This is a genomic window from Nostoc sp. PCC 7524, assembly GCF_000316645.1.
Lineage (GTDB): Bacteria > Cyanobacteriota > Cyanobacteriia > Cyanobacteriales > Nostocaceae > Trichormus.
In genome coordinates, this window is the sequence record NC_019684.1 from 4,599,301 (window position 1) to 4,626,101 (window position 26,801).

General features: G+C 40.4%; 28 protein-coding genes and 1 tRNA gene. 23 read left to right on the top strand and 6 right to left on the bottom strand.

Translation table 11 applies throughout. The annotated features are described in order from the left end of the window. Window positions 1–237: 237 nt before the first annotated feature. Both NOS7524_RS18410 and NOS7524_RS18415 read left to right on the top strand, forming a co-directional pair. Complete coding sequence (locus NOS7524_RS18410; RefSeq protein ID WP_015139995.1) at window positions 238–1,638, top strand: AAA family ATPase; 1,401 nt, start codon at window positions 238–240, stop codon at window positions 1,636–1,638. Between the two features lie 29 nt (window positions 1,639–1,667). Further along, window positions 1,668–2,195 carry a hypothetical protein gene (locus NOS7524_RS18415; protein ID WP_015139996.1) on the top strand — a complete coding sequence of 176 codons (528 nt, stop codon included), beginning with the start codon at window positions 1,668–1,670 and terminating at the stop codon, window positions 2,193–2,195. A 125-nt stretch (window positions 2,196–2,320) separates the two neighbouring features. Here NOS7524_RS18415 and NOS7524_RS18420 read toward each other — a convergent pair whose 3' ends face one another. Both NOS7524_RS18420 and NOS7524_RS18425 read right to left on the bottom strand, forming a co-directional pair. Continuing rightward, entirely contained in the window at window positions 2,321–3,355 is a 1,035-nt protein-coding gene (locus tag NOS7524_RS18420; RefSeq protein WP_015139997.1) for a kinase, read from the bottom strand. 16 nt (window positions 3,356–3,371) lie between these two features. Next, window positions 3,372–3,704, bottom strand: a complete 333-nt coding sequence (locus tag NOS7524_RS18425) for a DUF565 domain-containing protein (RefSeq protein WP_015139998.1) — start codon at window positions 3,702–3,704, stop codon at window positions 3,372–3,374. Between the two features lie 710 nt (window positions 3,705–4,414). Here NOS7524_RS18425 and NOS7524_RS18430 point away from each other — a divergent pair. Both NOS7524_RS18430 and NOS7524_RS18435 read left to right on the top strand, forming a co-directional pair. Beyond that, window positions 4,415–5,041, top strand: coding sequence for a hypothetical protein (locus NOS7524_RS18430; protein WP_015139999.1), 627 nt, complete (start codon window positions 4,415–4,417; stop codon window positions 5,039–5,041). Between the two features lie 148 nt (window positions 5,042–5,189). Further along, on the top strand, window positions 5,190–7,049 hold the full coding sequence (locus tag NOS7524_RS18435) for an ArnT family glycosyltransferase (protein ID WP_015140000.1): 1,860 nt from the start codon (window positions 5,190–5,192) through the stop codon (window positions 7,047–7,049). Window positions 7,050–7,143: 94 nt separating this feature from the next. On the opposite strand, the gene NOS7524_RS18440 is transcribed toward NOS7524_RS18435, so the two are convergent. After that, entirely contained in the window at window positions 7,144–10,500 is a 3,357-nt protein-coding gene (locus NOS7524_RS18440; RefSeq protein WP_015140001.1) for an ATP-binding response regulator, read from the bottom strand. Between the two features lie 577 nt (window positions 10,501–11,077). On the opposite strand from NOS7524_RS18440, the gene NOS7524_RS28040 reads away from it, so the two are divergent. The 7 genes from NOS7524_RS28040 to NOS7524_RS18475 all read left to right on the top strand — a co-directional run bounded on the left by NOS7524_RS28040 (window position 11,078) and on the right by NOS7524_RS18475 (window position 18,054). After that, window positions 11,078–11,662: a KaiA domain-containing protein gene (locus NOS7524_RS28040; RefSeq protein ID WP_015140002.1), complete on the top strand. Its 585-nt coding sequence runs from the start codon at window positions 11,078–11,080 to the stop codon at window positions 11,660–11,662. Window positions 11,663–11,770: 108 nt separating this feature from the next. Beyond that, a complete protein-coding gene (gene kaiB / locus NOS7524_RS18450) occupies window positions 11,771–12,097 on the top strand; it encodes a circadian clock protein KaiB (protein WP_015140003.1) in 327 nt (108 codons plus the stop codon). Window positions 12,098–12,171: 74 nt separating this feature from the next. Continuing rightward, window positions 12,172–13,728: a circadian clock protein KaiC gene (gene kaiC, locus NOS7524_RS18455; protein ID WP_015140004.1), complete on the top strand. Its 1,557-nt coding sequence runs from the start codon at window positions 12,172–12,174 to the stop codon at window positions 13,726–13,728. 104 nt (window positions 13,729–13,832) lie between these two features. Further along, on the top strand, window positions 13,833–15,995 hold the full coding sequence (locus NOS7524_RS18460) for a TolC family protein (protein ID WP_015140005.1): 2,163 nt from the start codon (window positions 13,833–13,835) through the stop codon (window positions 15,993–15,995). A 157-nt stretch (window positions 15,996–16,152) separates the two neighbouring features. Beyond that, on the top strand, window positions 16,153–16,530 hold the full coding sequence (locus tag NOS7524_RS18465; RefSeq protein WP_015140006.1) for a hypothetical protein: 378 nt from the start codon (window positions 16,153–16,155) through the stop codon (window positions 16,528–16,530). A gap of 142 nt (window positions 16,531–16,672) precedes the next feature. Further along, complete coding sequence (locus NOS7524_RS18470) at window positions 16,673–17,176, top strand: hypothetical protein (protein ID WP_015140007.1); 504 nt, start codon at window positions 16,673–16,675, stop codon at window positions 17,174–17,176. A 98-nt stretch (window positions 17,177–17,274) separates the two neighbouring features. After that, window positions 17,275–18,054 (top strand): photosystem II S4 domain protein, encoded by a 780-nt coding sequence (locus tag NOS7524_RS18475; RefSeq protein WP_015140008.1) that lies wholly within the window; start codon window positions 17,275–17,277, stop codon window positions 18,052–18,054. A gap of 123 nt (window positions 18,055–18,177) precedes the next feature. Here the strand turns inward: NOS7524_RS18475 and NOS7524_RS18480 are convergent, their stop codons facing one another. Further along, window positions 18,178–18,954: an SDR family NAD(P)-dependent oxidoreductase gene (locus NOS7524_RS18480; RefSeq protein ID WP_015140009.1), complete on the bottom strand. Its 777-nt coding sequence runs from the start codon at window positions 18,952–18,954 to the stop codon at window positions 18,178–18,180. Between the two features lie 165 nt (window positions 18,955–19,119). Here NOS7524_RS18480 and NOS7524_RS18485 point away from each other — a divergent pair, with 165 nt between their 5' ends. The 3 genes from NOS7524_RS18485 to NOS7524_RS30190 all read left to right on the top strand — a co-directional run bounded on the left by NOS7524_RS18485 (window position 19,120) and on the right by NOS7524_RS30190 (window position 20,972). Beyond that, complete coding sequence (locus tag NOS7524_RS18485; RefSeq protein WP_015140010.1) at window positions 19,120–20,616, top strand: hypothetical protein; 1,497 nt, start codon at window positions 19,120–19,122, stop codon at window positions 20,614–20,616. A 66-nt stretch (window positions 20,617–20,682) separates the two neighbouring features. Beyond that, window positions 20,683–20,756: transfer RNA gene (locus NOS7524_RS18490), tRNA-Val, on the top strand. 69 nt (window positions 20,757–20,825) lie between these two features. Next, on the top strand, window positions 20,826–20,972 hold the full coding sequence (locus tag NOS7524_RS30190; protein ID WP_171815383.1) for a hypothetical protein: 147 nt from the start codon (window positions 20,826–20,828) through the stop codon (window positions 20,970–20,972). 55 nt (window positions 20,973–21,027) lie between these two features. Here NOS7524_RS30190 and NOS7524_RS18495 read toward each other — a convergent pair whose 3' ends face one another. Both NOS7524_RS18495 and NOS7524_RS18500 read right to left on the bottom strand, forming a co-directional pair. Beyond that, window positions 21,028–21,333: a hypothetical protein gene (locus NOS7524_RS18495; RefSeq protein WP_015140011.1), complete on the bottom strand. Its 306-nt coding sequence runs from the start codon at window positions 21,331–21,333 to the stop codon at window positions 21,028–21,030. A 152-nt stretch (window positions 21,334–21,485) separates the two neighbouring features. Next, on the bottom strand, window positions 21,486–21,785 hold the full coding sequence (locus NOS7524_RS18500) for a helix-turn-helix domain-containing protein (RefSeq protein ID WP_015140012.1): 300 nt from the start codon (window positions 21,783–21,785) through the stop codon (window positions 21,486–21,488). Window positions 21,786–22,137: 352 nt separating this feature from the next. On the opposite strand from NOS7524_RS18500, the gene NOS7524_RS30775 reads away from it, so the two are divergent. The 9 genes from NOS7524_RS30775 to NOS7524_RS18540 all read left to right on the top strand — a co-directional run bounded on the left by NOS7524_RS30775 (window position 22,138) and on the right by NOS7524_RS18540 (window position 26,752). Then, window positions 22,138–22,308 (top strand): hypothetical protein, encoded by a 171-nt coding sequence (locus tag NOS7524_RS30775; RefSeq protein ID WP_235622366.1) that lies wholly within the window; start codon window positions 22,138–22,140, stop codon window positions 22,306–22,308. Further along, a complete protein-coding gene (locus NOS7524_RS18505; RefSeq protein WP_015140013.1) occupies window positions 22,302–23,789 on the top strand; it encodes a type I restriction-modification system subunit M in 1,488 nt (495 codons plus the stop codon). Before NOS7524_RS30775 ends, NOS7524_RS18505 begins: the two co-directional genes overlap by 7 nt. Before the next feature lie 66 nt (window positions 23,790–23,855). Then, on the top strand, window positions 23,856–24,107 hold the full coding sequence (locus NOS7524_RS18510; protein WP_015140014.1) for a ribbon-helix-helix domain-containing protein: 252 nt from the start codon (window positions 23,856–23,858) through the stop codon (window positions 24,105–24,107). Then, on the top strand, window positions 24,108–24,407 hold the full coding sequence (locus NOS7524_RS18515) for a type II toxin-antitoxin system RelE/ParE family toxin (protein WP_015140015.1): 300 nt from the start codon (window positions 24,108–24,110) through the stop codon (window positions 24,405–24,407). Window positions 24,408–24,457: 50 nt separating this feature from the next. Next, window positions 24,458–24,658: a hypothetical protein gene (locus tag NOS7524_RS18520; protein ID WP_015140016.1), complete on the top strand. Its 201-nt coding sequence runs from the start codon at window positions 24,458–24,460 to the stop codon at window positions 24,656–24,658. Window positions 24,659–24,674: 16 nt separating this feature from the next. Continuing rightward, complete coding sequence (locus tag NOS7524_RS18525) at window positions 24,675–25,175, top strand: helix-turn-helix domain-containing protein (protein WP_015140017.1); 501 nt, start codon at window positions 24,675–24,677, stop codon at window positions 25,173–25,175. A gap of 47 nt (window positions 25,176–25,222) precedes the next feature. Then, window positions 25,223–25,747, top strand: coding sequence for an IS630 family transposase (locus tag NOS7524_RS18530; RefSeq protein ID WP_015137802.1), 525 nt, complete (start codon window positions 25,223–25,225; stop codon window positions 25,745–25,747). After that, the gene (locus NOS7524_RS18535) at window positions 25,719–26,507 is read left to right on the top strand and encodes a Fic family protein (RefSeq protein WP_235622457.1); all 789 of its coding nucleotides are present in this window, start codon (window positions 25,719–25,721) and stop codon (window positions 26,505–26,507) included. Before NOS7524_RS18530 ends, NOS7524_RS18535 begins: the two co-directional genes overlap by 29 nt. A gap of 20 nt (window positions 26,508–26,527) precedes the next feature. Beyond that, a complete protein-coding gene (locus NOS7524_RS18540) occupies window positions 26,528–26,752 on the top strand; it encodes a hypothetical protein (RefSeq protein WP_235622367.1) in 225 nt (74 codons plus the stop codon). Window positions 26,753–26,801 lie beyond the last annotated feature (49 nt).

A 26,801-nucleotide genomic window follows, 5' to 3' on the forward strand; every position in this document is an offset into this window, starting at 1 on the left:
ATAATTTCTACATCAGCAAATACAGATGAACTCTCTGATTTCAGGTTAGACGACAGAGAGCCAATCAAAGTTATGTCGCACATAACAGTCTACTGTTGGATAGCTTTGTTATTATTCCGAATATCACTACTCAAATTTAGGTTTCAGCAATGGGGATGATTCGCTGAAATTCCAAAGCATGGTAGTGTGTAATAAATTTTATATACTTATTTCTCACTAAGTTGTACCAAATGAATCATGAAAGTAAAAATTGCTAATTTAGGTGTTATAGAACAAGCTGAGATAGATTTAAAACCCCTCACTGTTTTTATTGGCAGAAATGGTACAGGTAAAACTTGGACGGCTTACACCTTAGCATCTATATTTGGTGAACATGGGTTTGATAGATACTGTAAAAGTTATATTGATGGGAAGACTCTGCAAAAATATCCAACAATAGATAATGCAATTGAGCAGTTTTTGCAAGAAGGCAGTGTTGAGTTTGACATAGTTAAATTTGTTGAAGAATATGCAGAAATCTATATTAATGATTTATCCAGCATGGTACATAACTGGATGAAAACATTTATGGGTACAGAACGTGTTTTTTTTGAAAAAACGGAAGTCAAGTTTAATTTAGCAGCAGCAAAAACAGGGATATGTGAGTATATTAAAAAATTATATATAGATGAAGCTATTTATTTTGGTACTACAAAAAAAAATATAATTCATACACTTAAAGAAGCAGATAAAAATAACATTTACTTTTATATAACTTCAGAAGATAATTTTCTAAATAAGATGCCCAAACGAAGTTTCAAAAGTTTCCTGGTTCAAGGAATATTTGAAATTTTACATAGGGCTTTTTATTCTTATGTATATATATTTCCTACAGAAAGAACTACTTTCATAACATTTTCAGCGAAAAAAGAAATAATTAGAAGAGAAAATATAGTAAATGAAGATAATGTTGTAGAAAGAAATTTGTCTGAAGAAAGAAAAGTGCAACCCAGTGTGGCAGTCCAAAGTCTACTGGAAATATTAATAACAGCATACGAAAAAAAATCTGGTCAAAGAGAAGAAGAACTGCAAAATAATCCTAAAATTGCTGACTATATTCAATTGGCTGATTTAATAGAAAAAGAAATTTTAGAGGGAAAAGTAGTTTTTGATGAACATATATATAGTAGAGAATTACTTTTCCAACCAGCAGAAAATATACAGTTAGAAATGAGAGTTGCTTCTTCAATGGTTAAAGAACTAGCTCTTTTAGTTCTGTGCTTGCGCTATTTAGCTGAACCTGATGAGTTACTGATTATTGATGAACCAGAAATGAATTTACATCCAGCAGTCCAAGTAGAAATTACAGAATTGTTAGCCATGTTAGTTCAAGCTGGTTTAAAAGTATTAATTACAACTCATAGCCCTTATATTGTTGAGCATCTAGGTAATTTGATGGAAGCAGCTAAACGTAAAGATAAAGATGATATTAAAAAACGTTTTTACTTAGAGAGAACAGAAGCTTTTATTCCTAAAGAGAAGGTTTCAATATATTTGTTTGAAGATGGTACAGCCAAGAATATTTTAAATGAAGAAGGGCGTATTGATTGGGGTACATTTGGGGATGTGTCTGATGATATATCTCACATTTTTCCATAATCACTCTTAAGTTGAGGAGTGATGTAATAATGCCTTTCAACACATTATTGTTATCAGGTTGTTTACTACCAGGGAAAACCAGTCATAGAGAAGATGGAGTAGAAATCAGGGTAGAACCTGCTAGTGGTGAGACAGTTCTCTTTTTTTCAATAGACTCTGACAAAAATCCTAAATGTAAATTACGCCAAATTTTAGGATTAGATCAATCAGGTATGAAAAGTTGTGACCTCATTGTATTTTATGCAAGAGAGAACGAAAACATAATTTGTTTTGTCGAACTGAAGGGTAGTAAAATAGAAAATGCAAAAGAACAAGTGATAAATACATATATTTATTTCAGTAAGGTATTTAAAAAATCCGATCCATCATTAAATTTTGTTCCAAAAGCCTATATTAAATCTGACAGTTCTTTACCTAGAGAACTGGATAAATATAAGCAGGAATTAAAAGCAACATTTGGTGAGGGTAACTATGACATTAACAGAGATTCAGATTTAGGTAAATTTTTACGAGGTGTTCCGTATCAATCCAAGGGCAAGAGGAAAAAGGGTAAATAGTTAACTTTCCTTGCCTTCATCTTGCTGAATTCTAATCTGGCAAAACCCTTATAGATTCAGAACATAGGCAACTGAAGACAAAATCTCCCAAGAGTTTTAGGGTAAATTTCTATTTATTACAGCAACTATGACCTCAATGGATGATAAACCTTGCCCAAGGTACGATCGCTCTGAATCTCAATTACTAAATCAACATTAGCCGCAGATTCAACCAGGGGTTTGATAAATAATTCTGGGTGTAGCGATCGCCAGAAATAATTGACAAAATATTCAATTTGTGCATCAGTCATCCCAGTTTTACCAGCCGCAATCATTTGGTGTTCTGCTTGTTTGCGCCATTCTACAGAGCAACGATAATCAGTGGGACATAACACAACTAAACTATCTAATCGCTCCCATAGTGGTAAATATTCCCTGAGTCGATGATTCATATCACGGGCAAATGCCTGATCTGCATCGGTGACAATGGGTGGCGGTGCTTGATCGAAGACATCGGGATTGATGGGACGCACACCCACAAACCAACCTTCAAATAGTAGGATATCAACACTTTCTACAATTTCTGGATGGGTGCGATCGCCTGCACCACCATAAGCAGATTTATCAAAGCGGGGAACAATCACGGGACTTTGTGACTGGCGAATTTGCTCTAATAACTCTAAGCCTAAATCTACATCATGAGTTCCTGGGGGGCCACGCCAAATTAGACGGGGATCAACTTGGGTTAAAGCCAGGCGATCGCTATAGGTTTTATATAAGTCATCTAAAGACAAACTCACACTTTGATATCCCAACTCCTGAAGAATTAAACCCAGAACTTGGCACATCGTAGTTTTACCTGTTCCTTGTCCCCCCAATATTCCCTGGATGAAAGGGCGCTGTAACTGTTGGTGTTGTGATGCTATCTTCATACCCAAAGGTAGCCACACATCCCACAACACTGGCAACATTTTCTCTACTGGCGTATGTAGGCGACTTTGACAGAATTGTCTAAATACTGGTAATACAGATTGCAAAAGCTGCGATCGCTCTTGAATTACTTGCTCTACATTTGCCGATGTAATGCCAAAAGCTTTAGCTCTGATAGGATTTGCTAAGGCTGCTGATTGTGCGGCTTGCTGCCAAGTTTCCGTCTCGATTCCTTGTAACCAACTGTTCATCGTCTCTCTACTCGACTTATGAACCTAGTTTAAAAGCTTCAATAAACAAGCTATAGATAAAACCTACTTTCAAAAGATTGAGGGATTCTACCCACAGTTCGCGTCTGGCAAAAAAGCTCCGACTATAAAATATCCTGCTAGTAACTTCAGTCAACACCACTAAAAAACCAGCGATCATAATATCTAATGTGCCTCTTTGTCCCGCTATAGTAGAGATTGCCGTTCCCAGAAAGAAACCAAACAGAAAACTAATTACCAGTAGTGACAGCCGCCGCCAAGGATTTAAAAACCATAGTCCCAAATTTCTGGCAATGGCATCGAATAAGTTGTTAAGACGGGTGTTTTGCATCACTCAAGGGTTTAGCTAAAAGTCACAATTTGATGATGGTTTGCTCCAGAGAATGTCTGTTGCATAGTCTTATAGGACTTACGCACTGAAGGACAAAACCCTGATCCCCCCTCACCCCCTTAAAAAGGGAGGAATGTCTAAAGCCCCCTTTTGAATCAGGCTTGGGCGATCTGAGTGCGTAAGTTCTAGCTCATATAACGGCTTTGGCAATTAGAAGTAAATTTTATACATTTTACTATCCTGGCGTATTGCCATAAAGCTACTCTCAGCATACTATCTGGTTGACTTCAGCTGATTGGGGAAGTGTCTAATAGACAAATATTAAGAAATGTGAATAATATTCTGTGGCTGTATCTAGTGGTTTGAGCAAAGCTACCTTGTGACTCAAATTACTTGTCCTCAGAAAATTTCTCAGGGACTTACTCGGAGGAAATACATGATTTATGTATCATATTTGGCAATCTTACTTCATAATGCTAGATATCAAATTCGACATTATCTGGCTTTTACCTATTTTTTCATTCACTATCTCAAGTAATGATTCATGTTGATGGTTTTCACAAAAATTGCAATTTATGATACATAGCATGATCGAATTCTACGTGAGTTTATAGTAGGTGTGTAGAAAACTTTCCTTGGATACAGTTAGTGATAATAGGCTAGTATTTGGTCAAGCCTAAACAAATAATTATTTCTAAATCAATATCAATATGAAGTCTTCCGTGTATCGTAACGCTGCGGTTACAGCTTGCTCTTTGGGACTGCTGGGGTTACTGGTAGGTTGCTTGGAGATGAGTGTGTCTTTTGAAGCTGCAAATCCAGATACATCTTCACCTTCATCTACTGATGTGCCAGAAGTACGTCAAGATGCAGTATTATCTGTTGCACCATCAGACGGAAATTCTACGTTGATTTCAGATCCAGTATCAACACCTAGTAACAAATCAGAACAAAATACTCATGAAACTGGCTCTATACTGGTATCTCGCCAGTCATTAACCAGCAATACCAAATCTCAAGGAACTCTACGCATGAGCAATCAGACAGATCAGCCTGTACGATTGGCTCTCTTAGCTCGACAGCCTGGTAAAAAAAGCTCGATCAAGGAAAAAGCTGATATTCCCGCTCACTGGGATTTTGATCCCCAGGAAGGTAGTGAACAAGGTTTGATTCTGTCCCTACCCAATGGGAATCTCAAAATCGAGAAAGGAGATATTTTAGTCGCCTTTGCTCAAGATGGTTCCCGTCGCTACTGGGGGCCTTATGTGGTAGGAGAAACATCTTCACCCAAATGGAATTCTCAACAGCAAGAATGGGTATTGGTACTTACTCAATAGCTGATAGTCTTGATTAGTATTAGTCTTTAGTCAAGAGAAAGCAGACATGATAACGAACAAAACTTAGCTAGCCAACGACTATTAAATAACGACTCTTATAAAGACGAGATGAATCACATCTCTACTAATGACTATTGACTAATAACTCATGAGGTTGAAATTGAGCGTTCCCCACGCTGTTGAGCAGTGGTTAAACAATATCGTGAAGCGTCCAGCCCTTGCTGTGACTGTAGTAATACTGTGGTTGAGTGTGGTTGGTTGGTTAGCCTACGGATGGAATTTAGGCAATGTGGGCTTAGTTGATGAAACTGAGCCATTATTTGCGGAAGCTTCCCGTCAAATGTTAGTTACGGGGGATTGGATCACACCCTATTTCAATGGTGAAACTCGGTTTGATAAACCAGCTTTAATTTATTGGTGTCAAGCGATCGCCTATGCTCTAATAGGAGTTAACGAGTGGGCAGTACGTCTTCCCTCAGCCCTAGCTGCAATAGGAGTTATGGCTTTGGTGTTTTACATTGTTCAGTGGTATTTCGCTCAAAAAGAGGAATTAGAGCAAGTTTCATCACCGACACGCCGCTATTTAACCGCCGCTATAGCCGCAGCCGTCACAGCACTCAATCCGGAAATGATCATCTGGGGTAGAACTGGTGTCTCAGATATGCTCCTTACAGGGTGTATCGCTTCCGCTTTATTGTGCTTTTTCCGGGGATATGGGGGAGCGGGGACTGGGGGTAATTCGTTGCGATCCCTCCTGCCTAACAACTGGTATTTGGCGTTTTATGTTCTCATTGCTGGGGGAATTTTGACTAAAGGCCCGGTAGGAATTGTTTTACCGGGGATTATTATTGGGGCGTTTTTGCTGTATGTGGGACAACTGCTAACAGTCATACGGGAAATGCGCCTGTTGTTAGGGTTGGTAATTATTTTTGCCTTATCAGCGCCTTGGTATGTGTTAGTTACTTTGCGTAATGGCCAGAGTTATATCAACTCCTTTTTTGGTTATCACAATATAGAGCGGTTCACAGAAGTAGTAAATGGACACTCAGCACCCTGGTATTTTTACTTTGTGATTGTGCTGCTATTGTTTGCGCCATACTCAGTTTACCTACCATTGGCAATGGTCAGGCTGAAGTTTTGGCAGCGATCGCACTGGCAGAAGCAAACGAGATCGCAGCAATTCGGTTTATTTGCCTTTGTTTGGTTTATTAGTATCTTTAGCTTTTTTACGATTGCTGTCACCAAACTACCTAGTTATGTCTTACCTTTAATGCCAGCCGCCGCTATTTTAGTGGCGCTATTATGGAGTGATTTTTTCCTAACTCACGAACCAAATACCAACAGCACAGTTGTTACTTATCCCTTGTCTTTTTTACAAGTCAGTAGTTGGATTAGCGTAGGATTTTTATCAGTAGTATCAGTTGCACTTTTTCACCTACCCCAATTATTAGGTAGGGATCAAGCAGCACCCAATTTTAATCAAGTTCTTCAAGATTCCGGTATACCTGCAATAGGTGGTTGGCTTTGGCTATTGTTTGCTGTCATCATTGCCTTTTTAATTTTACGTCACTACTGGCACTTAATTATTGGGGCTAATTTAGTGGGTTTTGCGGCATTTTTAATCATTGTATTAATGCCCGCTTTATTGTTGATGGATCAAGAACGTCAACTACCTTTAAGAGAATTATCGGCTGCGGTTGTACAATTCCAACAACCGAAGGAAGAAATAGTTATGGTTGGCTTTAAAAAGCCCAGTATAGTTTTTTATAGCCACAAACAGATAAAATTTATCAAATTAACAAAAGATGGTGTAGATTACATTCAAAACCTAGCTAATGAACAGAATCATCCATCTTCATTACTCCTTCTGACTGAAAAACGCAACTTTTTTAACATGGATTTGCAGCCAGATAACTATGAGAATTTAGCTATGAAAGGCGCTTATCAATTAACTCGAATTAATTTCAAGAAAATGAAAAACGAAAAAGAGAAGTTGAAGATATCATAGGCAATAGGCACTCTTGCAATAGGCAATAGGCAAAAAGATTCTGTTCTTTCGCGTTCAAACCATTCCCTAGTCCCCAATACCCAATCCCCGATTTTTATTGCTGAACTTTGATGGTTAAAGCTTGATTAATTTGACTTAATAGTTCTTCCATTGAGATGGAACGCGGTAAGATTTGAGTAGCGATCGCCTTTAAAACAGTAGTAATTGATTCCAATTCTTTCTTTTTACTATGTCCACTATTTTCTTGAGTTGTTTTATTTTGATAATTGGCAGGATTACGATTTAATCGTTGATCAATTACCAAAATTGGTGGCAAATTTAAGGGCAAATCCTCCAAGGCTTTGAGGGCTTTAATAATTTCTTGGTGAATAGCAGAAGCACCTAAACAAATCAGTAGTAAATCTACACTTTGATGACGAATCTGTTGTAAAACTTCTGCCCAACAACGCGCCATTGTTGACTTCAATCCAGCAGTTTGCAAATACTGAACTAACGCTTGGAACCACTCAGTTCCGCGTTCGATGGTTTCACCAGTGTTTTTTTCATTTCCATAACCCTTTACTTTTTTCCGTCTAGCCTGGGGTAAGTCTTGCAACATGGTCAAATCTACTACCAAAATGTTTGGTGGGTAGCAGACTCCAGAAGCAATTTGTAGGACTGACATCAAGGGATCGGTTTGATTGCTATGGCTGTTGTTTTCTTGATTCAGTGGTGTTAAACAAGGAAAGACAGATAAACCCGGTATTTGAGATGCTTTTAAAGTGGTGACTACATCACAGGTAACTAAAGGTAAAGCTGCCAAGCGCGGATACTGAGTTAATTGTTGTAGATAATTTTGTGCTAACGAGCTTTCGACATCCAACAAAACTACATCAAATTGCCAAACCCTGGTCAATAGTTCAGCTTGATCTAAATCATCAACTTCGATGACTCGATGTTCTTGCAGTGAGGGGTGGGGATTAATTGATGCTAATTCAGTATCAACCAATCTCAAAATTCGTAATGGTTTGTGTGGTGGAGTCGTGGCACTATTGTCTACACTCTGCGGCACTAACGATTTAGCGCATAATTTTTCTAATAGTGGTACTAATGATTGTTGTTCTACGGGTAAGTTTAAAAAACCATCAGCGCGGTTAGCAAATGCTTGCTCTTTTTCTGCACCGGTGGCTGTAACAACTACGGGAATATGGCGTGTGGCGATATCAGATTTGAGTAAGGTCAGCACATCCCACCCTGATAATAAGGGTAATAAGGGATTTAAAAAGATGGCTTTGGGTTGTAAGCGCCGGGCTTTTTCTACTGCTTCTGTTCCGGAACGAGCAATTACTACTCGATAACCTAAACCTTTGAGCTGGTCGGTTAAATCTTCAATATATCGAGCTACGGCTTCGACTACCAACACTAACCGTTGAGAGTTTTGGGGGTGATGTTGTCCACCACTGCTGACTAAATGCAGTGCATTGGCGGTTGTGATATCGCTCAGTTGTGTTGTTTCCGAGTCTGACTCAGTAAAGCCTGTGGGTGGTGGACTAGGTGGTAAAAGCAGTGTAAATTGACTACCTTTACCTTCTCTAGACAAGAAGCTGACATCACCACCGTGGAGACGAGCCAATGCCCTGGTTAAGACTAGCCCTAAACCAGTACCTTCAAACTGACGGGTAAGGGGATTTTCTAGTTGTTGGAACTTTTGAAAAATTAAGTGTTGCTGATGTTCGGGAATGCCAATCCCTGTGTCCCAAACTGTAAAGGCAATCCATCCTTCCCAATGGTTAACCTTTAAACCAATTTCACCAGATATTTCAGTAAATTTAAAGGCATTAGATAATAGATGTACCAGCATCTGACGCAAGCGCAATTCATCGGCCACAATCTGTTCTAACCCAGGTGCAATTGTGAGGGTGAATTCGGGAGATGATGGGTGTCTAGTTGCTGGTTGGTTATTGAGTGTAGTTTTACTGGTTTGATTGTGGACGGCTTTGGCTTCCGATAGGGCGCGATCGCAGACAGATTTTATACTGACTGGTGTCAAGGTCAGTTCCATCTGTCCTGTTTCCATGCGGGTTAAGTCCAAAATATCATTCACCACGCTCATCAGGTGGCGACCACTTTGATGAATTAATCCAGCATAACGGGCTTGACGTTCATTCAGTTTTCCCAACTGTTGATCTACCAATAACCGCGATAGTCCCAACACCGCAGTTAAGGGGGTCTTTAGTTCATGACTAATACAAGCTAAAAACTCATCTTTTAACCGATTTAATTGCACCAAGTCAGCATTTTTAGCGGCTAGTTCTTTACACAATTGCTGCTGTTCCGTTACATCAGTCGCTAACACTAACCATAAGTCATCGCTGTTGAGTCTCGCTGCTGAGTCAGGATTGGGTAATTTTAAATCTGGACTATCTAAAGGTATTTTCGCAAACTGCCAAATTCGCTCTTGACCGCTTTGAATTTCTACAACACAGGTACAAGTACCCATTTGGCTATCGAGAAAGCAACGACTGGAGCTAGATTTGGCATATTCTAGAGGTTCTGACTGATATGGTGATATGGGTAGTAACCCTGTGGGTGGTAGAGTTGCATAACTATCATGCTCATTACCTCTACCAAGAGCAAAAGCTGTGACTGGTTGTTTGATGCGGGTAGCTGCCAGAATTGCTTCTACTTGCCGTCTCACTCCTTCGGGATCTTTTAAAGCTCCTAGTTGTTGCCACCAAGCTGGGTTTTGTGACAATATCTGGCCGGTACTTGTTTGCAACATTAAAGGCCAAGGCAGTTGTGCCAACAACTTTACCAATGGTTGGTATTCTGGAGATGGCAGTTGATTGAGCCTAGGCGATCGCCTGAGACTGGCATCACCTATACTAGAGGTGTCTGGTTCTGGAGTTGATGATTTGAGGAAAGTTGAGTATTGAGTTTCCACATCCCTATCGCTCACTTGCTCTTGGGCTAGCAATATCAACAGGCGAACATGATTCAATAGTCCTAAAAATTTGCCCTCAGCATCAACTACAGCCCACTCTAAATGATGCGGCTTTGGCTGTTGTTGATAACGCCAAAACCAAATTAATTGCTCTACACGATGAGTGGCTGGTAATATCTGTATTGGCTCAATGATATCTTGACCCAAGCTGGAAAGTGGTTGTTGTAAATTTAAAAATTGCTCATCTCCTCTAGCTGCCAAAAATTTTTGTGTTAGCTTTGCAGAGTAAAGCAACCCAATGGGACAGTGCTGGTAATTTACCACTACCAGGCGATCGCATTGCTCTTGTTCAAACATCTCCAGCACCACTGCTAGAGTGTTCGTTTCTGAGCAACTATTTACAGTTGCTAGAAAATCAGAAAGCGGATACTGTAGCATTGACATAGGACTGTGGGGGTCATTCTTCCCGTGAACACCTCTGGCTCCACCATCAGCACTGGGGCAAATAGGGGTTACACCTGAGACCATATCCTTCAAGAAGACTCATATAAGCGATCTGGTACAGCCTGAACGCTATTGAATGAATCTACAGATTTGGGTTTCTCCAAACTAGGTGTTTTATTTCAATAGCTAGCAAAACTGCGACATTTTCCTTCACCACGTTGAACTTCTCTCAGTAAATCCACACCAGTTTCCTACTGATGTCGAAATTGTGCATTTATAGTGACAGCTATAACAATTATGGCTCCAATGATTCGCTTTAGAACCTTGAGGAATTATAATGATTTAAAATGCGACAATACTTTAACTTGGTTTAAGTATCTTATCAAGGAGCTAAATAAAAAATCTCTATCTAGATAGATATACATAATGCAAATCATTAATTAACTAACGTGTTCTCGACAATGTAACAGCCAACAAAATCCTCATACCCATTCAATATCCCATGAGGGAGCTTGAAATGCCAGTTGTGTATACATATTGTGACCTAAAGTATTCCTTGGGTATGGAATTGTGAACTTTCAACACACCCACTATTTAGCTGTAGCTATCAGTTAACTAAGTAATCAGCCATTGTGATTAACAAAATATATAAATTATGTAAATGCTACTACCAATATTAATTATCCGAACAGATGTTAAAAAAAATTTAGATACTTCCAAACACCCAGCTATCAACCCAAAATTAAGCAGGTGGATGTGGAGATTGAGGCGTTTTCCTCTTCCCCTATTGTGCCTTGTGTCTCTAGTTGCTGCTACCACTGCTGCAATCTACGATTTACTGCAATGGTTACAGCCAAGTATTAAGGAAAACCTGAAGAGTAAATATTCCTATGCCTTTGCAGAACCAAGACAAAAGCCACAGCAGGTTGGTCAGAACATGACTCAAGAAGTTGATCGGCGACTATTATTGCAGCAACTTAAATCAGATTATCGGCAGATTCTTATAGATTACTTTACTACAGAAAAAGGACTAAAAGAAAAAATTGATAAATTTATCAATGCAGTATTTTGTGCTAATATTCCTGTGCCACAAATTATAGAAATTCATATGGAACTAATTGAAGAATTTTCTAAGAATCTAAAATTAGAAGGAAGGAGCGATGAAGCATTACTTGATTACCGCTTGACACTAATAGACATCTTAGCTCATTTGTGTGAAGTCTATAGATGTGCGATTTTTAAATAAGGCAAGAAATTCATCACCATTGCAGTAGTCACAAGTCTCGGCAGTGATGAATCTGACTGCATAAATACATTCAAAATATTTCCACCTTAAACTTTAGCCTTTCTCTTTATGAATAAAGCCAGAAAGACTTATGTTCTCAAGCTTTATGTTGCAGGGAACACCCCTAATTCAGTCAGGGCGCTCAAAACACTCAAAAATATTTTAGAACAGGAATTTAAAGGTGTTTATGCGTTGAAAGTAATTGATGTGCTGAAAAATCCTCAACTAGCAGAGGAAGATAAAATATTAGCTACACCGACATTATCTAAAATTTTGCCGCCGCCAGTCCGCAAAATTATCGGTGATCTTTCTGATCGGGAAAGAGTATTAATTGGATTGGATTTGCTTTATGAAGAATTAACTGAAGAAGATTGGCAGAATCAAAGTGAGCTTTAATTCATAAAAAACAATTACAAATTACCAACTTTAGTAATAGAAAAACTGGGTTTAGTACCCACCTACAAACAAAAATGAGCGATAACGAGCAACAGGAACAACAAAACACATCCGGTGGTGTAGAAAAAATTCGTACAATGATTGAGGGCTTTGACGATATTAGTCATGGTGGTTTACCAGTTGGTAGAACTACCTTAGTCAGTGGCACCTCTGGGACAGGTAAAACTTTATTATCTCTTCAGTTCCTCTATAACGGTATTACATACTTTGATGAATCGGGAGTATTCGTAACCTTTGAAGAATCTCCAAGTGATATTATTAAAAATGCCCATATTTTTGGCTGGAATTTACAACGTTTAATCGATGAGGGCAAATTGTTTATTCTGGATGCGTCTCCCGATCCTGAAGGTCAAGATATTGTTGGGAATTTTGACCTTTCAGCCTTGATTGAACGCTTACAATACGCCATTCGTAAATATAAAGCCAATAGAGTTTCCATTGACTCCATCACAGCCGTATTTCAACAGTATGAAGCGGTGGGGGTAGTAAGAAGGGAAATTTTTCGCTTAGTAGCACGCCTCAAGCAACTAAACGTTACTACTATAATTACCACAGAACGCAGTGAAGAATATGGGCCAGTCGCTTCTTTTGGTGTAGAAGAATTTGTTTCTGATAATGTAGTCATTGTCCGCAACGTTTTAGAAGGAGAGCGTCGCCGCCGCACCATTGAAATTCTCAAATTGCGCGGGACTACTCATATGAAAGGTGAGTATCCTTTTACAATTACCAATCAAGGAGTAAATATCTTTCCTCTGGGTGCAATGCGCCTAACTCAGAGATCCTCTAATATCCGAGTTTCTTCTGGTGTCAAAACCCTAGATGAGATGTGTGGTGGTGGTTTCTTCAAAGATTCGATTATTTTGGCCACAGGAGCCACAGGTACTGGTAAAACACTGCTAGTCAGTAAGTTTTTACAAGACGGCTGCATTCATGGCGAACGCGCTATATTATTTGCCTATGAAGAATCACGCGCCCAACTATCTCGGAATGCTTACTCTTGGGGAATTGATTTTGAAGAATTAGAACATCAAGGATTGCTCAAAATTATTTGTACGTATCCAGAATCAACAGGTTTAGAAGATCACCTACAAATTATTAAATCAGAAATTGCTGAATTTAAACCAGCACGGATTGCGATTGATTCTCTTTCAGCCATGGCTAGGGGAGTCAGTAATAATGCCTTCCGTCAATTTGTGATTGGTGTGACTGGCTATGCTAAACAAGAAGAAATTACTGGTTTTTTTACTAACACCACAGATCAATTTATGGGATCACACTCAATTACCGATTCCCATATTTCCACAATTACAGATACGATTTTGATGCTACAATACGTCGAAATTCGTGGAGAAATGTCACGGGCGATCAACGTATTTAAGATGAGGGGTTCCTGGCATGATAAAGGTATCCGTGAGTACAATATCACCGCCGATGGTCCCGACATTAAAGATTCTTTCCGTAACTATGAAAGAATTGTTAGTGGTGCTCCTACCCGCGTTAGTATCGATGAAAAGGCAGAACTTTCTCGCATAGTCAGGCGTTTTGAAGACAAACAGGGTTCCGATTCCTAAATTTGGTATCGTACTATATTCCTACCTTTATTTAGTATCGTGCTATATTCTGTGGTGAAGAAAAGTTTTCTGCCGCTAGATTGATTTTCGTGTGAGGGGATGCGGTGAAAGGACAACAATTATTTTATAGTTTCTTACCTGGTGTAACAGCAGCCGTATTGACAACTCAGCCAGCTGTGGCCCAGGCCATGAAGGTAAGTAGTGTACAACTAGCGTCTTCTCCTAGTGTCTTGACTGCTAACGATAGTCAAACATTGGTAGGAGACAATATCCAGCCACAATTACCTCAGACTACAGCCCAAGTTTTTCCAGACATTATTACAAATTCTGATTCGTCTGTGGTGAATTCCCAGATTTTAAGTAGTACAAGTAATCCAGTTATCTTGACAGATAATACTGGTATTGCTAAAGAACAAAAATTTCAAAAAAATGAAATTAAAGTTGTCAGTCTAGCATCCCAGCGAAATCTTGTACAAAAGCTGAAGCAGCAGCGTTTGAGCAGTAATCAAAAACCTAGTTCTGAACCAGAATTAGTCAAGACAGTAGTGCCTATGACTACTAGCAAATCCCAGTTATCTGCCAACCAAACTGTTGCTTTATCTTCTCTACAGCATTCAGTACCACAGCAAAGTCCCAAAACTCAGTTACCAATAGCTGTACAAACTGCTGTCAAAGGTGCAGGAGCAGCAAATCTATTAGCAGTAAACAGTTGCTCCTTAGCGCAGCAGAATCGGACTTCTTTGCTGGTAACTTCACCAGCCTGTAGCAAGTCCTATTTGATAAGCCAGCAGGTAAGCCAAACTACTGCCCCCACAGGCGAAACCACCTCAACCGCAGAAGTTGTGGAATTCGCACAGGATGCCCCTGCACCTGTGGAAACAGCACCAACTCCTACTGAGCCAGCAACAGTAACTCCTGTACCTGGTGGTGCTGTCCAGGTTCCAGAAAACCTCATTCCCAATCCCAACCCCCTGCAATTTCCTACCAAAACAGAGGAAGTAACAGTACAGGGAAATCAGCCGATTAGTTTGGCGCAGGCACTGGAACTAGCAAAGCGTAATAACCGGGATTTACAAGTGGCTGTGTTGGAACTAGAACGCGCTCAAGCGTCTCTGCGGGAAGCACAAGCAGCGTTGTATCCCAATCTTTCTATCAACACTGATATTAGCCGTAGCCAGTCTGCTGTTAGTCAACTCCAGGATGAACAAAGCCGCAGACAAGGTTTCCCCTCTAATAACGACGAACCTAGTACAGCCTTCAATGGTCAAGCAGAGTTGCGCTATGACCTTTTCACCTCCGGCAGACGGCGAGCTAGCATCAAGGAGGCTGAGGAACAGGTACGGTTTAGTGAGCTAGCTGTAGAAAGCCAGTCCGAAGATATCCGGCGGAATGTGTCCAGGGAATATTACGACTTACAAGAGGCAGATGAACGGGTACGAATTGCTCAATCAGCCGTGGAAAATTCCCAAGCTAGTTTACGAGATGCCGAAGCATTAGAAAGGGCTGGGGTAGGGACACGGTTCGACGTATTGCGATCGCAAGTTAATTTAGCCAATGCTCAACAAGAACTAACCAATGCTCTGTCTCGGCAGCAAATTTTCCGCCGCACCTTAGCAACGCGGTTGAGCTTGCCCCAGACAGTTAACATCAGTGCCGCAGATCCCGTACAATTAGCAGGTCTTTGGCAGCAGTCCCTAGAGCAAAGTGTCATATTAGCCTATCAAAATCGTCCCGAACTACAACAACAACTAGCGCAACGTAACATTAGCGAGCAGCAAAGACGGCAAGCATTATCCAATCTCGGCCCACAAGTCAGCTTCATCGCCAATTACAACCTGCTAGATCAGTTTGATGACGGTATCAGCCTGACAGATGGTTATTCTGTGGGAGTGAGGGCGAGTTTGAATTTGTTCGATGGTGGCGCAGCTAGAGCTAGAGCAACCCAGGCTAAGAAAAATATTGCGATCTTTGAAACCCGATTTGCCGAACAGCGCAACCAAATCCGTTTTCAAGTAGAGCAAGCCTTTTTTACACAGCAAGCTAACCTAGAAAACGTCCAAACTGCCAACACTGCCTTAGAGCAAGCTAGAGAATCACTACGCCTAGCGCGGTTGCGATTCCAAGCTGGTGTAGGTACTCAAACAGATGTGATCAACGCAGAAAATGAGTTGACTAGAGCTGAGGGTAATCGCATCACAGCGATTCTGGAGTACAACCGAGCTTTGGCTGATTTACAACGAGCTGTTACCTCTAGAGCATTGCTTTAGTTAGGCAATAGGCAATAGTTTAAGAGGCAATAGGCATTGGATATTCTACCTTGTCTTTCCATTATCCAATCCCTATTGTCAGGGTAGGGATTGGCTATAAACTATGGACTATAGACTATGGACTCTTGACTATTTAGCGGCTCGGCTTTAAAAACTCATGACAACAGTTACATCACAAGAAATTGCGCTATTTCGTTCTCAATTGGTAGAGGATCAGGGTGCGATGGAAGCCCTGGACATGATTGAGGACTGTGAAGGAGATTTAGAAGATGCAGCTATGACGCTAGCAATTAAAGCCGGGCAAGAGCCAGAACAGGCTAATTCCGAGTGGTTAGGCGATTTGGCGAAAAAGTGGCGTGCTGTTATTTGTGAGCAAGAATTTCGGGAAGACTTGCAAAATGGCTCAATTAAACAGATGATGGCACATCTGAAAACCATGACGACATTTCCTAAAATTCTAGCCACACCAGTTTTAATGTATGTTGTGAAGCAAGGTGTCAATATCTTTTGTGAGCCACTGGATAAAGTCAAGTAAGGGCAGGGAGCAGGAGGAGATGAGGGAGATTTTATTTTTAATACCCATGCCCAATGCCCAATACCCAATACCCAATAAGCAATAACTACTGATACGCTGTTAATTAAGGCAAAACTTTTATAAGACAAATATTATTCCATCAATGAATTACATTGTTGCCGTATTACCAGACCGTATCCAAGCCGAAGCTGCTTACTTAGCTTTAGAAAAAGAAGGTATAAATAGCACGATCCTGGGAAAAGGTTATAAAACTGCTGACGAATTTGGCTTAATTGATCCCAATGCCCAGGCCAAAAAACAAGCGCGGCTCATGGCATATTGGCTAGTACCATTTGGCTTTTTTGCTGGTTTTACCTTTAGTCTCATTACTGGTTTAGATACCTTTGCCTGGGCGGGTGAAATTGGCAATCACGTTGTTGGTGGGCTTTTAGGTGCTGCTAGCGGTGCGATGGGTAGCGTGTTTGTTGGCGGTGGAGTTGGTTTAATTGTAGGTAGTGGTGACGCTTTACCCTACCGTAACCGCTTGGATGCAGGTAAGTATCTCATCGTAGTTCAGGGTTCTGAAATTCTCTCCCGGCAAGCTAATCGCATATTACGTCAGTTTGAGCCAGAAAATATTCAGGGCTACGCTGACACTAGCGTGTAAGGGACTGGGGATTAGTGAGGAGGAGGCAGGGGAGCAGAGGAGAATAACTATTGCCTATTGCCTACTAACTAATGACTATTGACTAATAACTTTTAATAATGTTGCCACGAGAAGAACTGTTAAAGGGTGTTGAAAATCGAGATAGTATAGCGCGTGTAATTGACCAAGCGGAGCAAGCGATTAAAACTTGGGAAGTGGTGTTGACAGATTTTTTGTCACCCCCAGAATTGGCAGAAATTCAACGGGTGTTTAGTCGCTTAACAGAGCTACAATTGGTGGCTTGGGGTGGGTATCCGCAAGCTGAACGCCAAAGAGTAGCGATCGCACGCTCTGAGTTACCCTTAGATCAATCTCAAGTTAATCTTGTACTGCTAGAAATAGCTGGTAATTTTTTATTCGATCCGGCTACCCACCGCGACTTTTTAGGCGCAATGTTGGGAACGGGAATTGTCAGAGAAAAAACTGGGGACATTATTGTTTTAGGTGAACGGGGAGCGCAAGCAATTGTCGTCCCGGAGTTAGCCGAATTTTTGACAATGAATCTCCAGCAGGTGCGATCTGTTCCTGTCAAAACCCAACAGATTGATTTGAGCGAGTTAAAAGTTCGGGAACCCAAGAAAAAAGAATTAACAACTGTGGAAGCTTCTTTACGCTTAGATGCGATCGCTTCTGCTGGATTTGGGATGTCTCGCAGTAAAATGGTTGACTTAATTGATGCTGGCGATGTGCGTGTGAACTGGAAGGAAGTCACTCAAGCTAGTTCGCAAGTTAAATCAGGTGACTTAATCGCCATTCGCGGTAAAGGACGTTTAGAAGTGGGGGAAGTGGCCGTCACTAAAAAAGAACGTTACCGGGTGCAATTAACTAGATATATGTAACAGGTGACAGGTGACAGGTGACAGGTGACAGGTGACAGGTGACAGGTGACAGGTGACAGGATAAGAGAGGAAGAAGTGTTTGTTTCATTCCTCGCTAGTGGTGTGTTGTCTGTGAGGCTGTTCTTAAGCTTGAAAATGTTTAGCCAACATACTTAACAAAGTTTTGCGGGGAACCAGTCGCGCTACTACACTTCTGAGTTGGGTACTCAGATCACTAACAATCAGAGTTGGTTCTCCCCTCTCTAAAGCTTTGAGGGAATGACGGACAACTTCTTCAGTAGTCATGACTTTATTTGTGGTTTCCGCTAAAGCTGGGGGAAAATTAGCTTCTGTAAAAAAGTCTGTTTCTGTTGGCCCTGGACAAGTTACTAAAACGCGTACACCATATTGACGATTTTCTGCCCATAATGCCTCGCTGAAACTGACAATAAAAGCCTTGCTGGCTGCATAAACAGAAAGGTAAGGTATCGGTTGAAATGCAGTGATGGAAGCAACGTTAATAATACTTCCCGAACCACGCTGACGCATGAGAGGCAAAAATCTATGGGTTAAATCTACTAATGCCAAAACATTTAACTGCACCATCTTAACTTGCCGTTCGCGATCGCTTTTGGCAAAGTCCCCATAGTCGCCAAAACCTGCATTGTTAATCAATAAATCAATCGTTAATCCCTTGGTCTTTGTGATTTCAAATACAGCCGCAGTCGCATCTGGTTCTGTAAGGTCTGTAACTATTACATCTACTCGAATTTGATATTGCTCTCGTAGTTCTTGAGCAAGCTGGTGTAGCTTTGCTTCTGAACGAGCAACGAGAACTAGGTTAGTTTGACGTGCAGCTAATTCTTGAGCAAAGGCTTTACCTATACCACCTGATGCACCGGTAATTAAAGCTGTTGACATTCTCAATTATCAAGTTTTTCTTATTAGACCTATAAATTTTAGCAATAGTTATTATTGGTTTTAAGTATCTTGATTGATGAATCTGATTGTTTGACTGTGGTCAATTTTAGTGATTTTTCGCAGCAGCAATGGGAATACTAGGTTTATAAGTTACAGCTTATATCTATGTATCGTCTCAACAAAAAAGCCTGGAAACTATTGCTGGCGGAAGTACAAAAATGTAGTGGGAATGACCAACTTAGCCAAATGGAGCAGGAAATAGTCATTAAACGCTTAGAAAAACTACGTACAGAAAAAGGCTCTCCTGTGGGCTTAGATGAATTAAGTGAAACAGTTCTGGATATATATCCACAATTCAGTGAGAAGGTTCTTAAAAAAGCTACAAAAGCTAATCAAGCACCTGGGTTAATTACCAAAATCAAATGGGCAACTATTATCTTAGGTACTTCAGTCGGGGTAATTTGGGTAGTCAATTTACCTTACCCGATGATTCGCTGGCCGATTGCCAAAACTGTACCCATCCTGCTATTGCCTAGTTATATCAGTATGGATCATAACTATCGTGGCGCAATTCATAACCTAGAGCAAGCTGATCAGTTAATTAATAAAGCTACTAGCCCAGCAGATATTGAACGCGGTGGTGAAAAAATCAAAACTGCAAAACGAAATTTGGATAATTTACCAGTTTGGTTTTTAGGTTATTATCCCCAAGCTTACTGTAACTTATTTGGCTGTACTTGGCGGTTTACTGTAGATGAGTTTGAAACAGCACGTCAACGGGTAGGGCGGATAGAAGCGATTGTGTTTCAAGATAAAAATGCTTTAGTACCACTGACTCAGGGAGAACAAACCCTCAAAGCAGCCAAGCAGCAGTATGAACAGGCTACTAATACTCAAGATAGGGAAAAAGCGATCGCCTCATGGCAAGAGGGAATTGACCAATTAGAACAAATTCCCCAACAAACACTAGCAGCAAAAACAGCCACAGCTAAACTCAACGCCTATAAACGTGATTTTGAAAATGCTCGCATTGGTAATTTCATCACAGCCGCCCAAGAATTTGACCTAGCAGCCGAACAAGCCAAGTCAATTCAGCCAAAAGCTGCATCAGAATTATGGCAACAGGCTATTAACCGCATTAATCAAGTTCCTTTAGAAAATCCCCGTTATGTAGAAGCCCAAAAATTATTAGTCAGCTACCAAAGCAAAATCCAAGGTGTTGTTGATCCCCGCAGCAGCAAATTAATTGAGGGTGCAAAACAATTTGCCCTTGCAGCCGCTAAATCTGCTCAAAATCCACCACATACAGAAATGAAATGGAAGCAAATTGCTAAATTGTGGTCAACAGCCATTGAGCAATTGCAAAGCATCCGGGTAGAAGACCCAGGTTATTTGGAAGCTCAGAAGTTGCTAGCGACTTATCAAACTAATTTAGGAATTTTAGAAACTCGCCTGCAAGCCGAGATAGAGTCACAATCATCACTGAAACAGGCGAATGAACAAATCCAGAGGTTAATTGCTGCACCTCCCTCTGAGCAACAGCAGTTTCAAGCCCAAATCCAAGGCATTATTAACCAGCTAAATACTGTGCAGTCTGGGACAACAGCCTACGCAGAAGCACAGATATTGATATCACAAGCCAAGAAGCGACTTCAGCAGTAGGAATTTGTCAGAAAAAACATTTGCTATATGATAAATATATGCTATACTTATAAGTTGTGAAGTTAAGGACGTATAGCTCAGTTGGTTAGAGCGCTACGTTGACATCGTAGAGGTCACTGGTTCGAATCCAGTTACGTCCACTAATAAAGTAATACTCTGTAACTTTGACACTGTGACTTTACCCATAACTTTGCCGCGATGGCAAGCTTATGGGTAAAGTCACATTTATCAAAACAGAAGATGGTGATTCGTGGCTTGATGCCGTTAGGCGTTGCTCAAAGATTGAGGTCAAATTACTGACGGCGATCGCAAAAGTGATTCATGGTTTGATACGGTTGGATTATTCCTTTACATAAGAAAGAGACGTGAACTGAATCACGTCTCCAAGTGATGGGATAAATGCTTTATGTGTTATGCTGCGTCGGCTACCAGTAAGCTATTCACAGCGATGATGATGATTTGTGCTGCTAAAGGAGTGTCACAACGTAATCTATCGTCGCTATTACAGGGTTGTGCTATCCATTCACCTTTCAGATTTTGGTAGAAAGTGCCAAGTAGTTGGGAACCATTCCAAACACGGTAAAGTTCGCCAAATACCTCTGATACCGAATCAATCTCAATTTCTGGTGCTACTGGGTCAGCAAGCTGGTCAATATATTCATCAAACTCGGTTTTAGCCAAGGCTGGGTTATCAAATTCATCTTGTACAATCATCATGAGTGACCTCATTAATGAGGTTTAACAAAAGGCGATGCTCCAAAGGAGCCGCTACGCGATCGCATTTCTCTTGGTGGAGGGCGATCGCCTTTTTGAGTACATTAATATATTAGTTACTTGAGTAGCTAAACTCAATAAGCATATTTAAAACTTTAATTTGTCACTTCGACTGTGCTTAAAAAATTGTTTACCGATATTCCTAATGCAGTACAAATAGCCTCCAATACTTTTAGAGAAACGCTTTCAGACTCACCATACTCTAATTTCTTTAAGTTTTGATGCGAACATTCACCACCTCTGGCAGCAATTTCATCAGCCAGTTTCTGGCGTGACATTTTTCCACGTAATCGTTTTAGAACTGTTCCTCTATCTTTATTCCAGGCAACAGATACAACGTCCTCAATATAAATATAAATTCTGGTTTCTTTTTCACCCTTGTTGGTGTTGGACATATAATAGCTACAGTAGTAAACAAAATACAAATTTCATAGCTACTACAGTTTACAAACTATAACGATTTAGAGCGAAAGTGGGACTCCTTTAGAAAAACTGACTTTGAAGCACCAAAAGTCATCTAATTTTCATTCTTATCAACAGAAGTCCAAACTTGCGGATTTTGCCTTGCTTTGGATAGTAATGCGATGGCGTAAACGCCCAGCGTAGCTGATCGCAGTGTTGAGATTTTGATTTCTGGTAAGCCATTAGTATCTTTAGCGGCGTTTTGTCGTGCGGGTCAATGACTATAAACTTGCCATGCTCATCTAGCACAATATTAGGGCTTACGCACTGTACCAAGGAATCATCTTGTGTGTTAGTCTATACGTTGCTCAGATACCACTTCTTAGCGGTGACAGCGATCGCCCAGTACGAGAGATAAATGACGAACGGACTGAACGGACAAAACGGACACAAGAAAAAGCTAGAAACCCAGCCATGGGATATTGCCGACTCGCTTCGGGGCAAGATGAATGCTGATGAGTTTCGGGATTATTGCTTGGGCCAATGAAGTGTTAGCGGAGGATGGCATTGACTTTCTGGAGATTGATGAATCTTCGGAGGAGGGGCAAGAATATATAGAGGCGATTCGGGAAGAGTCGATCGCCACGCTGGGATATTTTTTCAAGCCGTCAGAGTTGTTCAGTTCTTTAGCGGAACGGGCGTTAGGGGCGAAAAGAGCCACTGAAGAAAATTTGAGGGATGAAGATTTTGAGTCGTCAAATTTTATTTTGGATGATCTCGCCCAAGTGCTTAACAGTATTGAACGCTCCACAATGGGCAAGGACAGTGAGGAAGATTTTGATCATTTGTTTGAGGATCTGGATCTGAATTCCACGAAGTTGGGGCGGACTCCGAAGGCGAAAAATGCTTTAATTGCCAAAATTTTAGTGCATCTAAATAAGATTGATTTTCGGCTAGAAGAAACCGAGAGCGATGTTCTGGGGGATGCCTACGAGTATTTGATTGGGCAGTTTGCCAGTGGTGCAGGTAAAAAGGCAGGGGAGTTTTACACGCCGCAGCAGGTGTCTAAGGTGCTGGCGAAGATTGTGACAACGGGGAAGAGTCGGCTGAAGTCGGTTTATGACCCCACCTGTGGTTCGGGATCTTTGCTGCTACGGGTAGCGCGGGAGGTGGAATCAGTCGGTGATTTTTACGGACAAGAAATGAACCGCACAACCTACAACTTGGGGCGAATGAACATGATTTTGCATGGTGTCCATTATCGCAATTTTGATCTGCGCCAGGAAGATACGTTAGAGAATCCCCAGCATGAGGGAATGCGGTTTGAGGCGGTGGTGGCGAATCCGCCGTTTTCGGCGAATTGGAGCGCGAATAAGTTATTTGAGTCGGATGATCGCTTTAGTCAGTATGGGAAGTTAGCCCCGGCTTCTAAGGCTGATTTTGCCTTTGTACAACACATGATCCATCACCTAGATGAGAATGGCATTATGGCGGTAGTGTTGCCCCACGGGGTTTTGTTTCGTGGTGCGGCAGAGGGGCAAATTCGTAAGTATGTGATTAAGGAACGGAACTGGTTAGATGCAGTGATTGGGTTGCCTGCGAATATTTTTTATGGGACGAGTATCCCGACTTGTATTTTGGTGTTTAAGAAGTGTCGGGAAAATCCTGAAGATATTTTATTTATTGATGCCAGTGCCTATTTTGAGAAGGCGAAGAATCAGAATTATTTGCGGGATGAGGATGTTGACAAAATTGTTTCTACCTATCGGCAACGATTGCAGGAAGAAAAGTATAGTTATCGCGCCCCGTTAACGGAAATTGAGGAGAATGATTTTAATTTAAATATTCCCCGTTATGTGGATACCTTTGAGGAGGAGGAGGAAATTGATTTAGACGCGGTGGCGTGGGAGATTCGAGAAATTGATCGGGAGATGGTGGAGACAGATCGGCTAATTCGCGGGTTTTGTGAGGAATTGGGGATTGAGTCACCGTTTTAGAGGGTGAGGAATAAAATAAAAGTAAATGCTAAACTACGGCGATATAGACGTTTCAGGATATCAGCGATGAATATAACCTTGACACCAGAACAGGAGAGTTTAATTCGTGCCAACATAGCAACGGGTAAATATCAATCGCCTCAGCAGTTGCTTGAGGTTGCTTTGCGGTTGCTTGAGGAATACGAACGGGCGGAAAATGAGTGGGTTTTGTCTGTTCGGGAAAAAATCCAAGCTGCTATTGAGATGTCAGAGAAAGAACCGCCGATTGATGGAGAAGTTTTTGTTTCTGGGATTCTAGAGCGGTTTAAAAGGGAATAGATGGCACAATATTTAATCAATAAGTTAGCTAGTCATGATCTCAATGAAATTGCTGATTATTTTGCGGTAAATAATGTCAGTGCTGGAGAAAAGTTTTTTAATGATTTTATCCGTAAGTGTAAGCAATTAGTGACATTTCCTAATAGTAGAAAAAGTTATGATTATATTTACTCTGGTTTAAAAGGTGTTCCTTTAAGCAGTTATATTGTTTTCTATTGTGTGCTTGAGGATGGTATTGAAATATTGAGGGTGATTAGTGGTCGTCGGGACTTGTTGACTGCTTTTCAAGAAAATCTATAAGATGATTAGCTAACATTATTTTTTATTAAAGTTTTTATTAAATTAATAATATGCTAGTATCTTCCTCTAAACTTTACGAGCAGTTTATTGAACAGGTAATTGGTTTAAGTCAAAAAAAAGACTTTTCATTAACTGCTTTAATCAGCAACTATGTGCGTATGAGTTATCAGGGTAAATTAGAGCAAATTGACAAGCTAAAAGCTTGGTTATACCAATTCACGAAAAGTATGATACAGATAAATAAGGAATAAATATTAACGAGCAAAGATGGCTGGAGTAACCAAAGTAGAAATAAAAGAGTCAGTAGAGGAATTGCATGAGTTGCTCTTAAAACAAAAAACAGCATCAAGTTTTGAACGGATTCAAGCTTTGTATTTGCTGAAAATAGGACAAGTGAAAACAATACAAGATGTAGCGGTGGTAGTAGGAAGGGCAAGGGTAACGGTACAAAGATGGTTAAAAAATTATCAAGAGTCGGGAATCAAGGGTCTATTAACAACTCTAAAGAGTCCAGGGCGACCTGCAATAATTAGCTTACAAGTAAGAGAGCAGCTAGACAAAGAGCTTCAAGAATCGGAGGGATTCAAAAGTTATGAGGAAATCCGAACATGGTTAAAAGCAGTAGAAGGGATAGAAGCATCATATAAAGTAGTACATGATACAGTGCGCTATCAAATGAAAGCAAAGCTAAAAGTGCCGCGAGCAGTAGGTATTAAATACGATAGCGAAGCAGAATCAGAATTTAAAAAAAACTGCCACAATACCTAGAAGTAATAAAAAAACACGTCATAGCACCAGTAGATAGGCAAAAAACAATGAGATATTGGTGTGGGGACGAAAGCCGTGTGGGATTGAAGACTGAAGCTGGGAGACTAATTACTAAAAAAGGAGTCAAGCCCATCGGCATTATGCAATGGAAGCGGGATAATTTTTACTTATATGGATTAGTGGAACCCTTAACTGGAGAGTATTTTATCTGGGAATTCTCTCATTTGAATACAGCCTGTTTCAATATTTTTTTAGAAAAATTTTCCCAGACTTATGCTCAAGATATTCATATTCTTCAGTTAGACAATGGGGCTTTTCATTTAAGTCAGCATCTGAAAATACCAGAAAACATAGTTTTGTTATTTCAACCTCCACATACACCTCAAGTTAATCCAATAGAAAGATTGTGGGAAGAAGTTAAAAGGCATCTAACTTGGGAAAGCTTCTCAAATTTAGATGAATTAAGAGAATTTATCTGGAAGCGATTGGAACAATTAAACACATCAGTTGTTGCTTCTATCACAGGTTGGGATTTTATTCTTGATGCTTTATTTGTATCAGGCTTTTCGTGAATTGGTATTAGATGACTTTAGACCATTTGATCAAATAATAATCGCTGAACTGAAAAAGCTCTATGATGTCCGTTTTACTTATAACTCTAATGCCATTGAAGGAAATACTTTAACTCAAAGTGAAACCGAGTTAGTGTTAACAAAAGGAATTACCATTGGCGGTAAGACTCTTGATGAACATTTAGAGGTAATTGGACATAAAGAAGCGATTGACTACATTGAGAGTTTAGCCCAAAAAAATACAGCAATTAATGAATGGGAAATTAAACAAATTCACAATCTGATTCTGAGGAAAATTAACCCTAATGAAGCAGGTTGTTATCGGAAGTTGGATGTGATGGCAGCAGGAACGAATTATATTTATCCTCCCCATTATTTACTGTCTCAATTAATGGCAGATTTTGTTATCTGGCTCAATTCGGATGCTGCTTTAACACTTCACCTGGTAGAATATGCAACAATGGCACATTATCGTTTTGTTTCTATCCATCCTTTTCGAGATGGGAATGGGAGAACGGCTAGATTAATCATGAATTTATCAAGAAAGGCAGAGGGCAGAGGGCAGGAGGCAGAAGGAATACTGGCCTCTGTCCTCTGCCGCGACCATTCCCCGAAGGGGTTCCCGCAGGGTAGGGAGCAAGGGTTTAAGACCCCCACCAAATTGAAAATTTGGTGGCTCTTGTTTAGGAGGGGTCGGAATCCCCTTCTAAACAAAACCTTCTGCCCTCTGCCTCCTGCCTCCTGCCTTCTTCAATGTTAATTCGTGCAGGGTATCCTATTGTGGTGATTAATAATCAAATCCGCAATGATTATATTAATGCTTTGGCTTATGGACAACAAAACCAAGATGATTTAAGTCGGCTTTTTGATTTGGTTTGTGATGCTGTTATCAGTTCGTTGGTAGAAACTTTAAGGTTATTGGTGACTGCTAGTAGCAGTAGAGACAAGGGGCAGGTTTTTTATCAGGAAATTATTGATTTTATTGATAATAGTTTTAGGGAATGAGTAAGAAGTTAAAGAAAAATATCCCTCAGTTGCGGTTCCCTGAGTTTAA